At 68.1% G+C, this 12,508-nt stretch carries 11 protein-coding genes; 7 read left to right on the top strand and 4 right to left on the bottom strand.

Translation table 11 applies throughout. From position 1 onward, the window contains the following. Positions 1 to 55: 55 nt before the first annotated feature. Entirely contained in the window at positions 56 to 1,234 is a 1,179-nt protein-coding gene (locus HF576_RS20790) for a D-alanyl-D-alanine carboxypeptidase family protein (RefSeq protein WP_168913467.1), read from the bottom strand. Between the two features lie 121 nt (positions 1,235 to 1,355). On the opposite strand from HF576_RS20790, the gene HF576_RS14315 reads away from it, so the two are divergent. Continuing rightward, complete coding sequence (locus HF576_RS14315; RefSeq protein ID WP_168913466.1) at positions 1,356 to 2,456, top strand: Rv2578c family radical SAM protein; 1,101 nt, start codon at positions 1,356 to 1,358, stop codon at positions 2,454 to 2,456. Positions 2,457 to 2,459: 3 nt separating this feature from the next. On the opposite strand, the gene HF576_RS14310 is transcribed toward HF576_RS14315, so the two are convergent. Then, positions 2,460 to 3,392 (bottom strand): alpha/beta fold hydrolase, encoded by a 933-nt coding sequence (locus HF576_RS14310; RefSeq protein ID WP_168913465.1) that lies wholly within the window; start codon positions 3,390 to 3,392, stop codon positions 2,460 to 2,462. 66 nt (positions 3,393 to 3,458) lie between these two features. On the opposite strand from HF576_RS14310, the gene HF576_RS14305 reads away from it, so the two are divergent. Then, positions 3,459 to 4,121, top strand: coding sequence for a TetR/AcrR family transcriptional regulator (locus HF576_RS14305; RefSeq protein ID WP_168913464.1), 663 nt, complete (start codon positions 3,459 to 3,461; stop codon positions 4,119 to 4,121). A 63-nt stretch (positions 4,122 to 4,184) separates the two neighbouring features. Here HF576_RS14305 and HF576_RS14300 read toward each other — a convergent pair whose 3' ends face one another. Both HF576_RS14300 and HF576_RS14295 read right to left on the bottom strand, forming a co-directional pair. Then, positions 4,185 to 5,963, bottom strand: a complete 1,779-nt coding sequence (locus tag HF576_RS14300) for a glycosyl hydrolase family 18 protein (protein ID WP_205835252.1) — start codon at positions 5,961 to 5,963, stop codon at positions 4,185 to 4,187. 147 nt (positions 5,964 to 6,110) lie between these two features. Beyond that, complete coding sequence (locus tag HF576_RS14295) at positions 6,111 to 6,860, bottom strand: IclR family transcriptional regulator (RefSeq protein WP_277348936.1); 750 nt, start codon at positions 6,858 to 6,860, stop codon at positions 6,111 to 6,113. Between the two features lie 125 nt (positions 6,861 to 6,985). Between HF576_RS14295 and HF576_RS14290 the strand changes: the two genes are divergently transcribed. Genes HF576_RS14290 through HF576_RS14270 form a run of 5 tightly spaced genes read left to right on the top strand, consistent with a single transcriptional unit; the run spans position 6,986 to position 12,465 of the window. Continuing rightward, positions 6,986 to 8,239 carry an ABC transporter substrate-binding protein gene (locus HF576_RS14290; protein ID WP_168913462.1) on the top strand — a complete coding sequence of 418 codons (1,254 nt, stop codon included), beginning with the start codon at positions 6,986 to 6,988 and terminating at the stop codon, positions 8,237 to 8,239. A 57-nt stretch (positions 8,240 to 8,296) separates the two neighbouring features. Beyond that, positions 8,297 to 9,232: a carbohydrate ABC transporter permease gene (locus tag HF576_RS14285; protein WP_168913461.1), complete on the top strand. Its 936-nt coding sequence runs from the start codon at positions 8,297 to 8,299 to the stop codon at positions 9,230 to 9,232. Next, positions 9,229 to 10,062, top strand: coding sequence for a carbohydrate ABC transporter permease (locus tag HF576_RS14280; protein WP_168913460.1), 834 nt, complete (start codon positions 9,229 to 9,231; stop codon positions 10,060 to 10,062). Before HF576_RS14285 ends, HF576_RS14280 begins: the two co-directional genes overlap by 4 nt. Before the next feature lie 4 nt (positions 10,063 to 10,066). Next, the gene (locus HF576_RS14275) at positions 10,067 to 11,254 is read left to right on the top strand and encodes an enolase C-terminal domain-like protein (protein WP_168913459.1); all 1,188 of its coding nucleotides are present in this window, start codon (positions 10,067 to 10,069) and stop codon (positions 11,252 to 11,254) included. Continuing rightward, on the top strand, positions 11,251 to 12,465 hold the full coding sequence (locus tag HF576_RS14270) for a fumarylacetoacetate hydrolase family protein (protein WP_205835251.1): 1,215 nt from the start codon (positions 11,251 to 11,253) through the stop codon (positions 12,463 to 12,465). Before HF576_RS14275 ends, HF576_RS14270 begins: the two co-directional genes overlap by 4 nt. Positions 12,466 to 12,508: the final 43 nt, after the last annotated feature.

Genomic DNA, 12,508 nt, shown 5'->3' with positions numbered 1-12,508 from the left:
TCCTACGCCGAACGGCGACATTCAGTCTCACGAAAGATGGAATCGAGTTCCGGCTTCACTCCGCGTAGTCGGGCGCGGGCGGCAGCGCGAAGAACTCCTCGAGCGACGTCCAACCCCCCTCGTGGTAGGCACGCGCCAGCTCGCGGCCGACGTAGCGCAGGTGCCACGGCTCGGGCAGGTAGCCCGTCACCGGGGTCGCGCCCTCCACGTATCGCACGATCCAGCCGTGCTCCCACGCGTGCTCGGCGATCCAATGCCCCTGCGCCGTGCCGGCGAGGTCGTCGAGGCTGCCGCATGCGCCGGCGCACGCGACGACGTCCGCCCCGAGCCCCAGCTGGTGCTCGGAGTAGCCGGGCCGGGCGCTGACCTGATCCGCCTGCTCACCCCGCTGCGCGAAGTGACGCCCGTAGGTCTCCTGCTGCGTCTGGTACGACCGGAAGGCGCTCTCGAGAGCGACCTCGCCGACGCCGGCGTCGCGCGCCGCCGCGACGAGGGAGGTGAGCCCGGATGCCGCATCCGCTCGCAGTGCACCGCCTTCGATGTTGCGCACACCCTCGGGCATCACCAGCGCCGACGGGCGATAGTCGATGGGCGACGCCGGGCGCAGCTTGTCGACGACCGCCCACACTCGCGCGGAGTCGCCGAGGTCGACGCAGCTCGCCGATCCCCCCGCCACCGCGGAGCGGAACGCCTCGCCCCCACCCGCGGCCAGCACCGCGGCCTCGTCATCGCCCGACTGGAGCGCAGCGACGAACTCGGGGACCGCGCACAGGTCCGTGACGACGGGGGACTGCCTCACGTCGGGCACGGGCAGCTGCTCGATCTCGGGCGGTTCGCCCGCCAGCGACATGGTCGCCTGCACGGTGTCGGCGGGTGGTGCGACGATCGCGGTGAGCGCAGCCGAAGAGCCGACCAGCAATGCGGCACCGACGGCGAGGCCGGCCACGACGCCCACGCGCTTCCAGCGGCGGGTGCGGGCATGGCGAGCGTGCACCCCATCGGGATCGAACAGTTCTGCCGCGCGCGCCGCGCGCCGGCTGCCCGGGGTCGGCGCAGCGGTCGTGGAGCCTAGGCCGCTCTCGGCAGGAGTGCGGCTCTCGGCACGAGTGCGGCTCTCGGCACGGGCACTCTTCTCGGCGCGGGCGCGCCGCTCCGCCTCGTCGCGCATCGCTCGCGCGGCACGACGAGTGCCGGGGGCCGGCCGGGAGGATTCGGGCTTGCCAGGCGCCGTCACGTTAGCCATTGTGGCCCTCGGTCGCGATCGATGCGAACCCGGCCCAGCGGCCGGTCGTCCGATGTTCGATGCAATCCCGAGCACGCTTGACCGATGCTCGAAGATCTGTTCTCATGGGATCATGCGTTGGCAGGGACAGGAACTGGGCGTGGCGGATGCCGCAGCCCTGCCCGGTCTCGAGCAGCTGAACGGTCTCGTCCAATCTGTGACGACGCCCGAGTTCGCCGGCATGACCTTCCATGAGGTGCTGTGCAAGTCCGCCCTCAACCATGTTCCGAGCTCTTCGGCCATGCCGTTCGACTGGACGGTGAACCCGTACCGCGGCTGCAGTCACGCATGCGTTTACTGCTTCGCCCGCGGGACGCACGAGTACCTCGAACTCGACGCGGGCACCGACTTCGACTCGCAGATCGTCGTGAAGGTGAACGTCGTCGACGTGCTGCAGAAGGAGTTGCGGCGAGGGACGTGGATGCGCGAGCCGGTCGCGCTCGGCACCAACACCGACCCGTACCAGCGAGCGGAAGGCCGCTACAAGCTGATGCCCGGCATCGCGTCGGCGCTCGCCGAATCGGGTACTCCGTTCTCGATCCTCACCAAAGGCACCATGATCCGCCGCGATCTGCCGCTGCTGAAGGACGCCGCAGGCCACGTCGATGTGACGATCTCCACCTCTATCGCGGTGTTCGACGACGAGCTGCAACGCATCATCGAGCCCGGCACCCCCACCGCGACGGCGCGATTGGAGACGGTGCGCGCGGCGACCGAGGCAGGCTTCCGCGTGACGGTCTTCCTGATGCCGATCATCCCGCACCTCACCGACTCCATCGCGGCGATCGACCACGCTCTGACCCGCATCAAGGATGCCGGTGCGTCACGTGTCGTGTACGGCGCACTGCATCTGCGGCCCGGCGCCAAGCAGTGGTTCATGCAGTGGCTCGAGCAGCGGCATCCGGAGCTCGTCTCGTCGTATCGAGGCTTGTATCCCGGGATGACGGCCAACGCGCCCAAGGCCTACCGGTCGTGGCTCGCCAAGCGCGTGCGGCCGCTGCTTCGCGTGCACGGCCTCGACGGCCGCGCCGAGGACGACGCCCCTCGGGGCGCACCTGTCTCGGGCCTGGCGGCCCGGTCGGCGTCGATCGTCGTCACGTCGCGGGGCCGAGCGGCGCTGCCGCGCCCCGCCGGCGTGGGCGACGGGCGCGAAGCATCCGCCCGTCTCTTCTGACACTCACACCGCCACGGCCTCGGCGGGTTCGCGGATCGCTGCGGCGGACACCTCTGCCTCTCGGGACGACGGTGGAATCGGCTGCGTGACGAAATCGACCACGGCATCGAGGAACCGATCGGCCGTGAGGATCCGGTTGTGCCCGAAGCCGCTCGTCGACACCAGGCGCGAACCGGGATTCGCGTCTGCGATGCGCGATGCCTCGGCGAACGGCACGCGAAGATCGGCGTCGTCGTGGATCACCAGCAGCGGCGTCCCCGGCAGCGGACGCCGGACCGCCGACAGCCACGCGAACGGATCAGCGTCGCCGGGGAAGTACCTGCGCGCGAAGAGTCGCCCGAGAGCATCCGAAGTGGGATCGGAGTAGCCGAGCATCGACTGGAACTGCGTCAGCAGGGTCTCGGCGGCGGCGGGCGCGGCGACCGTGACCACTCGCTCCGTCTCGATCCCGCCCGCCGTCGAGACGAGCGCGGCCAGACCTCCGAATGAGTGGCCGACGATCGCCTCGAAGCGCCCGTACCGCACCTGCAGCGCAGCGAGCACATCGCGCCAGTCGACGAGGTAGGTCCGGCGACCTGCCGAGTCGCCGTGCGCGGGTGCATCGAAGGCCACCACCCGGTACCGCTCGGCGATGAGTTCCCGCACGAGCGTCGCGAACTGGCTCGCGCGCCCGTTCCAGCCATGGGCGAGCACAACCGTGCGACTGCCGGCGCCCCACTCGTAGACCACGACATCGACGCCGGTGCCGGCGACGCCCGGGATGCGCACCACCGAGCGCCGGGCCCGCGACATCGTGGGGAGGTCGATCGTACGCACCGGACGGGGCCGGTCGACACGGGCGAACAGCGGCATGGCCGCTGCCGCGCCCCACCGAGGCGAGACGGATTCTGCGGCGCGCACGCCGGCGCCGGCAAGAGAAAGGGCGATGTTCATCATGCTCCCATCCGGGTATACGAACGGTCGTACTTAGTAATACGAACGATCGTACGGTATTCTGATGCCGTGGCACAAGGACAGATCGACGGACGCCGGCTCCGGGGTGATGAATCCCGCCGGGGGATCCTCGCCCACGCCGTCGATACGGCCTCGGTCGACGGCCTCGACGGCATCACGATCGGGCGATTGGCGGATGCTTCGGGCCATAGCAAGAGCGGCGTCGCGACGTTGTTCGGCTCGAAGGAGCAGCTGCAGCTGGCCGTCGTGGCGGCCGCGCGAGAGGTTTTCGTCGACAGCGTCGTCACGCCCGCTCGAGCGAGCTCCGAGCGCGGGCTGTCGCGCGTGTGCGCACTGCTCTCGCAGTGGCTCGCGTACTCCGAGACACGCGTCTTCCGCGGCGGCTGCTTCTTCGCCGCAACGTCGGTGGAGTACGACTCCAAGCCCGGCGCGGTGCGCGACGCCGTCGTCGCGGCCAGCTCGGACTGGGAGGACTACCTCACCGTCAGCATCGAGTATGCGATGAAGGCGGGCGAACTGCCCCTCCTCGACGACGCGCGTCAGCTCACCTTCGAGATGGTGTCGTTCCTGGAGGCGGCGAACACCCGATCCCTCCTGTACGCGAGCGCCGAGCCTTACGCCCGGGCAGCGACGGCCCTACGGGCGCGGCTGACGAGCCTCGGCGGCGACCCTGAGCTCATCGCCACCGTGATGCCGCCCGCATCGGCCTGACGAACGGCGCACGCACGCACGACGGCGGGCACACCTGGGTGCGCCCGCCGTCGTGGCCCGGGTTCAGGGCTTCCAGGGACCGCGCTTCCCGCCGGGCTCGTCCGCGCGGCTCCACCACTGCGCCGTGTAGGTCACTCCGTCGTGCACGACCTGATCGCCCTTCCCATAGATGCGGTCGGCGTACCAGTCCTGCACCGTGTCAGGGTGGACGCCGCAGGCGGTGAGCGTGCTCCACGGCCCGCGAACGGATGCGCCCGGCTCATCGCCTCGTGCGTACCACTGGGCCTCGAAGACGCGGCCGTCCAGATGCACGAGCTCTCCGCCGCGGTACGTGGTCTGCGCGTTCCACGGTGCGGCCGGGGCGAGCGGCGTCTGCGCACACAGCAGGGCGGGCGGCCCCGAGACCGGCCCGGGTGCTGCGGCACGCAGCACGTCAGCCGAGGCGGCGGACAGGTCACCGGCCACGTCGTTGCCGATCTCCCAGAAGTCGACGCCTCCCAGACCCTGCTCGATCGCCCAGCGCGTCTTCTCGGCGACCGCGAGCTCGTCGTCGAACGACCAGAACTCCCGCGCGGCGGGGTCGTATCCCCACGTCGCGTTGAAGCGGCCCTCCGCCGTGTATTCGTGATGGATGTCGAGGTCACGGGTCTTGAGCTGGTCCCACGTGATCTGGCCGAGCCCGCCTCCCGACGTCGTCCACGGCTGCGGCTCGGCGTCGCGCCACCCCTGGCCGTAGGCGGCGAGGCCGAGATTCAGCTGGGCGGGGTCGATGCCCGCGTTCATGTACGAGGCGACGACGGTGTCGAGCCCGAGTCCCCAGTTGTGAGCGGGGTCACCGAACACGTTGCCCTGATGTCCGGTCTCGGCAGCCCACGAGCCCCACAGGTCATAGCCCTGGAGGTTGGCGTAGTCGAGGTACTCGAACAGCTCCGGGTCGTTCCATCCCCCGGCCGCGATCTGCGTCGGGCCCGCGGGCAGGAACGCGGAGAGCTCGTAGTCCGCCCCGGTCTCGCCCTCGACGGCGTCGAGCTGAGCGCGCAGTTCCTTCACGAACGCGAGGAAGTTCGCGCGGTCGTTCACGGGGTCGACCGAGTTTCCGACCTCCTGAGCCCAGTCGGGCGCCCCCGGCCACTCCCAGTCGAGGTCGAAGCCGTCGAAGATGCCGGCGGCTGCACCGTCGCCGCCGCGTCCGTCGATCGTGGGGAGGTCGCCACGTATGTACAGGTCGATGCACGATTCGGCGAGCGCGGCACGCAGTTCGGGGGTCGCGACTGCTTTCGAGAACGACTTCGACCACGACCAGCCGCCGAGCGACACGTTGACCTTGAGGTCGGGGTAGAGGCGCTTCAGCTGCTGCAGCTGGTTGAAGTTGCCGGCGAGCGGCTGCGTCTTCGTGTCGGCGATCCCCAGCACGGACTGCTCCGCCGAGAAGGCGTGCACGAAGTCGCTGGCGGCGTCGCCCGCGGTGTCGGTCTGACCCGGTCCTGCGGCGGGCGTGTCGGAGATGAAGCACGTGAAGGGCTCGACCTCGTCGAGCCCCTGCACGCCGGCGGCTCGAGCGGCGTCGAGAGCGGCCTGGTCCCCGGCGATGTTGCCGAACGAGTAGTTGAGGTGGGTGAGGTTCTGTGCGGCGGCGGTGTCGACGAACAGCCGTTTGACGGTCGCCTGCGCCTCGCCGGTCGCTCGCCACTGGCCGTAGTAGCCGACGTTGCGGTAGCCGTTGAGCGTGGTGGTGGGAGCGGATACTTCGGATGCCGCGGTGGCGGGCGATGCGGCGGCCAGGCCGACGACGAGCGCGCCGACGGCGACCGCGGCGAGCGCGGGGATTCTGCGCGGGGACACACAAGCTCCTTCGATTGCGATGGGATGCGGCATCCGTTCGGACGATTAGGAAACCGTCCTAACAAATACCGCCATGCCCATTCTGGCAGGCGGAGCCCGGCAGGCGGAAGACCCGTGGGCGGAAGCGCCGGCCGCTGGTCCGTGCTCTCAGGCGCTGTGACCCATCTCGGCAGAGACGTCGCGGGCCGTCGCGAACAGGAGAGGCAGGTTCTCTTCGAGCTTGGCGAGCGTGGCGACGACCTCGATCGCCGTGACGGAGATGGCGGCGACGGTCTGACCGCGTGAATCGCGTACCGGAACGGCGACGCACATGACATAGGAGTCGTGCTCGCCGTTGTCGACGGCCCAGCCTCGCTGGCGGATGCCGGCCAGTTCGACCTCGAGCGAGTCGCGATCGGCGAATGTCGTGGGTGTATAGCGCTCGAACACGACGTGCGAGAGCAGCCGGTCGCGCTCCTGCCGGGGCAGGTAGGCCAAGATGACCTTGCCGACCGCGCTGGCGTAGATCGACACAGCGTGGCCCACGCGCGACGGCAGCTGCACGGCCTGAAAAGCCGGACTGTCGACCTTGTCGACATAGATGATCTCGTCGCCGATCAGCTGCGCGAGGTGGACGGTATGCCCGGTGCGTCGCTGCAGGTCGCGCAGCAGCCCACCCGCGTGCTGGCGCAGATCCATGGAACCGAGAGTGAGCTCGGACAATTCGATCAGGCCACTGCCGAACACATAGGTTCCGGCGCCTGTCTTCCGCACGAAGCGTGCGGCTTCCAGCGTCTGGAGGATCCTCAACGCGGTCGACTTGTGGACATCGAGCAGCTCAGCCGCGTCCGAAAGGGACATCGGGCCTTCCGCCGATCGCTGGATCAATTCGATGGCCCGTTGCACGGACTGCGACATGATGCCTCCATTGCGTTATCTGCAATGCAGTGTAGCGCCCAGTGAAACGACTGCCTAACGTTGCACGCGTTGCGACGCCAGTTGCGATTTGCGCCGGAATCCGCTTTCACTACGAAGGAGTAAAGATGAGAGTTGCCAGGCACGGCAGGACGGGGATGATCGCCGCCGCTTCGGGTACGGCACTCGTCCTCGCGCTCACCGCGTGCAGCGCCACCGAGACGCCGACCGAGACCGGAGGCGTCACGACAGTCACTTTCGCAGCGTCGACCTTCGGCGACCCGGGCCGGGGGCCGCTGCTGCTCGAACTCGTCGACGAGTTCAACGCGAGCCAGGACGAAGTGCGGGTGGCCGCGGCCGCAGTCCCCTATCCGACCTTCGGGCAGACGATCCTGACGCAGATGGGCAGCGGCCTCGGTCCTGATCTCATCCGCTTCGACATGCCGGAGTTCGCCTCGGCATCGGAGGCGGGGCTCATCGCACCGCTGGACGACCTCATCGACGTCGACGGGTACGACCTGCTCGAGCAGCCGGACCAGTTCATGGTGCACGACGGTGTGCGCCACGGCATCATCTTCGAGGCCTCGAACTACGGCATGTTCTACAACACGGACCTGATTCCGGAGCCGCCCACGACGTACGAGGAGTTCTTCCAGACGGCCGTCGAGCTCACTGGTGGCGATACCTACGGTCTGGCGTTCCGGCAGACCGAGGCCGAAGAGGCCGGAGTCTGGCAGGACATCTTCAATTACGTCTACGGATTCGGCGGCGCCTGGTCCGACGGCGAAGAGCTGACGATCAACAGCCCGGAGAACCTCGAAGGACTCGAGGCATACCAGGAGCTCTACGACGCCAATGTGATTCCCAAGGGAGCCGACGCCGCCACCTTCCGCCGCATGTTCGCCGAGGGCAAGGTCGGCATGGAGCTCAACAACGGCGGGTACGTCTCGGCGACGAAGGGGCAGGGACCGGACCTCAACTTCAGCGTCGCCCCGATCCCGTTCCCGGAGCGCGTGCAGGGCGCGATCCTCGCACCCATCGTGATCAACGAGGCCAGCCCGGCGAAGGAAGCGGCGGCGACGTTCATCGAATGGGTGCTCGAAGAAGAGAACCAGGTCAAGCTCCAGGAGATCCTCGGGGCGAGCAGCGTCGCGACCGTGACGGAGCGCAGCGCAGAGTCGTTGGAGGAGACCCCGTTCCTCCCGGTCTTCGACGAATTGACCGATTCGAGCCTTCCTCACGTCGTCCTCGGGTTCGAGTCGCGAACCCCTGACATCCGCAAGGTGGTCGTGCAGAACGTGATCGCCGCTCTCCAGGGGGAGCAGACGATGCAGGAGGCGCTGGACAAGGCACAAGAAGAGGCTGTCGAACTCGTCGGCTGAGCTCTGCGGCGTCGCCGGTGCCCCGTGGGCACCGGCGACGCTGCACTAAGGAGACCCATGGCAGTACACGCTCCACCGACCGCCGACCGCACCGTCAGCCGTCGCAAGAGTCCCCTCGGCAGCCGCTGGACGCCGTACGTCTTCCTCGGACCTGCGGCGGTCTTCATCCTGCTGTTCCAGGCCGTCCCCCTGCTTCAGCAGATCTACATGAGCTTCACCCGCACCACGCTGTTGAACCCGACACGCAGCGAGTGGGTCGGCCTGGCCAACTACGAGCAGATCTTCGGCGACCCGGAGTTCCACCGCACACTGGTCACCACCCTCGTCTACACCGTCGTGTGCGTCGTGGGCTCTGTCGGTGTCGGTCTCGGCCTCGCGCTTCTCCTCAACCGCTCGTTTCGAGGCCGGGGATTCGCGCGGGCGCTGATCACGGTGCCGTGGGCTGCTCCCGGCATCGCAGTCGCTCTCATCGCCACGTGGATGCTCAATGCCCAGTACGGCATCGTCAACCGGTTCCTCAACGCCATCGGGCTCGGCGTTCCCGGCGGGGCGATCCTCGACAGTCCTCAATACGCTCTGCCGGCGATTCTCGTCACGACGGTCTGGCAGTTGTTCCCGTTCACCGCGGTGGTGCTGCTTTCAGCCTTGCAGGCAGTGCCCCAGGACCTCGCCGAGGCTGCGACCATGGACGGCGCCGGCCGATGGTGGTCGTTCCGCGCCGTCACATGGCAGGTGATCAAGCCCACCGTCGGCCTGCTGGCGCTTCTGATGACGATCTGGTCGATCCGGCGTTTCGAGCTGATCTGGCTGATGACGAGGGGCGGACCCGTCGGGACGACGGAGACGATCGTGATCGACCTGTACTCGCAGGCCTTCGAGTCACAGCAGCTCGGCACGGCCGCAGCGATCGGAATGGTGGGTGTGCTCATCTCTCTCGTGGTCATCGGTGCGAGCAGTGCGGTCGCCCGGTTCCAGGAACGGGGTCAGGGATGACGCGCTCCACGACACTCGGGCTGGTCCTGCGCGTCATCGGCGTGCTCATCGCTCTCGGGATCGCCGTCTTCCCGCTGTACTGGATGCTGGTGACAGCCCTGTCATCCAATGCCGATCTGTTCGCCTCCTCCCCCCGCTTGATTCCGGATCCTGGTCAGATCGGTGTCTTCGGCACCGCCCTCGCGGATGGGAAGGCCATCGGCTGGCTCGTCAACAGCCTCATCATCGCGACGGGGACGATGATCGTGTCGATCGGGCTGGGCATCCCCCTCGGATACGCGCTCTCGCGCTTCAGCTTCCGGGGCAAGGTCATCGTCACGATCGTGCTGCTGTTCACGCAGATGCTGCCGGAAGCGCTCATGGTGGTGCCGCTCTTCTCCCTCTTTCGGCGATTCGGCCTCCTGGACTCGCTCGCGGGACTGATCCTGGCCAACTCGGCATTCGTGCTTCCGATCGTCGCGCTCATCCTCAAGGGCGCGATCGACGGGATACCGCGCGAGCTCGAAGAGGCGGCACGCGTCGACGGAGCGCTGCCCCTGGGGATCCTCCTGCGGATCAATCTGCCGCTCATCGCCCCGTCGATCGCGGCCACCGCAGTCATCGCGTTCTTCCACGCGTGGAACGAGTACGTCTTCGCCGTGACGTTCATCTTCACCCCCGGCATCCAGCCCGCCTCCGTCGGCATCGCGAACTTCATCGGTGAGCTGGGCACGCCGATCCAGACGGTGATGGCGGTGGCGTTGATGTTCACGCTTCCCGCGGTGGTGTTCTACCTCTTCGCCCAGAAGTATGTCGTGGGCGGGATGACCGCGGGTGCAGTGAAGGGATAGTCGCGTGAAGATCACATCGGTCGACGTTCATACGGTCGACTTCTACCGGACCAATCTGGTGCTCGTCGAGGTGAACACCGATGAAGGGATCACCGGCGTGGGGGAGGCGACGCTCGAAGGCCGGGAGCGGGCAGTCCTCGGGGCGCTCGCCGACCTCGAGGAGGCCCTGATCGGCCGTGACCCGACCAGGATCTCGTCGACGATGTACGAGCTGGTACGCGACGGGTACTGGCGCGGGGGCCACGTCGTCGGCAGCGCGCTGAGCGCGATCGAGATGTCCCTGTGGGACATCTCGGCCAGGGAGCTGGGGGTGCCCGTGTCGAGGCTGCTCGGTGGCCAGACCCGTGACCGCGTGCGCGCGTATGCGAACGGCTGGTTCTCGGGCGCGGAATCGCCTGAGGACTACGCCGCCGCGGCACGGCGAACCGTCGAGACGGGTTTCCGCGGACTCAAGTGGGATCCCTTCGAGAACTTCGACCTCACGATCAGCCACGCCGAGCTCGACCGATCCCTCGCACAACTCCAGGCAGTCAGGGACGAGGTGGGTCCGGATGTCGAACTCTTCGTCGAAGGACACGGGCGGTTCGACGTCCGCACCGCGACGATGATCGCCCGCGAGCTGGAGCCGTTCCGTCCCGTCTGGTTCGAAGAGCCGTGCCCGCCCGACAATCTGGATGCGCTGTGCGAGATCCGGCGTGTCTCGCCCGTGCCGATCGCGGCGGGCGAGCGCTGGTTCGGCAGGCAAGGGATCGCGCCCGCTCTCGCCCGGCACGCCGTCGACTTCGTGCAGCCGGATGTGACCCACGCCGGCGGCATCGGCGAGCTGGCGTTCATCTCCACGCTTGCCGCCGTGTCCTATGTCGGCTTCGCTCCTCATAACCCCAGCGGTCCCATCAGCACCGCTGCCACTTTGCAGATCGGGGCGTCCGTTCCCAACTTCCACTACCTCGAGATCATGGCGACCGACGTCCCGTGGCGACCCGACATCTCATCGGAGCGACTCGTCCTGACCGACGAGGGCGATGTGATGATTCCCGGGGGCATCGGCCTCGGGATCACCCTCGACCGCGACGCGATCGCACGGCATCCGTTCGCCGCCCATCCGTTGCGTCTCTTCTCGGAGTCGACGTACGACATTCGCCCAGGCGACGAACTGTCGTTCTTCAACCTCCCGAGCAGAGACGGAGAATGAGCACGGTGGCGCACGAGAGCACACCAGACCCCGAGCTGTGGATCGGCGCACCCAGCGCGACCGTTCCCGACGATGTCGACGACGCCGTGCTGATCGGCCGGGTCTGGGATCCCGCGGCGGGCGGACCTTCCGTCGTCGTCGTTCGCGAGGGCGAGCTTCTGGACCTGACGGCACACTTCGCCACGGTGCGCGACCTCTGCGAGCACGACGATCCGGCGACGGTGGCGCGAGGCGTCACGGGACCGAGTCTCGGCACTGTCGACGACATCGTCCGCAACACGGCGTCCGCTCGGCGCGGCCCGGGCAAGCCGTGGATGCTCGCCCCCGTCGATCTGCAGGCGTTGAAGGCTGCCGGCGTCACGTTCGCGGCGTCAATGGTCGAACGGGTCATCGAGGAGCGAGCTCGCGGCGATCAACTCGAGGCGGCGCGCATCCGCGCCGAGTTGCTCGGAGCCTCTGTGGGGACCGACCTCTCCCGCGTCACTCCGGGCTCCGCCGAGGCCGCGCTCATCAAGGAGTCCCTGTCGGCCCGCGGCCTGTGGAGCCAATACCTCGAGGTCGGAATCGGTCCCGACGCCGAGCTCTTCACCAAGGGTCAAGTCCTCTCCGCCGTGGGAACGGCGTCGGCCGTCGGCATCCTCGAATCGTCATCGTGGAACAATCCGGAACCGGAGATCGCGCTGATCGTTCAGTCCAGCGGACGCACGGTCGGCGCGACGCTCGCCAACGACGTCAACCATCGCGACATCGAAGGCCGCTCGGCGCTGCTGCTCGGGCGAGCAAAGGACAACAACGCATCATGCGCCCTCGGCCCGTTCATCCGGCTCTTCGACGACGCGTTCACGATGGAACACGTCCGCCGTCTCACCGTCCACCTCGACATCCGCGGGGCCGATGGCTTCCACCTGGCTGACGCTTCCCCCATGCGTGAGATCTCGCGCGACCCCGACTCGCTGGTGGACCAGCTCATCGGCAGCCATCATCAATACCCCGACGGCGCGGTGCTGATGCTCGGCACGATGTTCGCACCGGTCGCCGACCGCGACATCGTCGGCGAGGGATTCACGCACCGGGTCGGGGACGTCGTGACGATCTCGACGCCGATGCTCGGGTCGCTCGTCAACGTCGTGGACCATTCCGAGAACTGCGCGCCGTGGACCTTCGGGGCGCGCGACCTGATGGCGAACCTTGCGGGAAGAAACCTGCTCTGACCATCGTCTCGGCGGAGGAGAAGCCGCGAGCGCCGGCCGCCGG

Origin of the sequence: Microbacterium salsuginis, from assembly GCF_012524205.1 — a bacterium.
GTDB classification, from domain to species: Bacteria; Actinomycetota; Actinomycetes; order Actinomycetales; family Microbacteriaceae; genus Microbacterium; species Microbacterium salsuginis.
The sequence above is the reverse complement of the archived record's forward strand: the minus strand, read 5'-3'. Positions and strand labels throughout refer to the sequence as shown.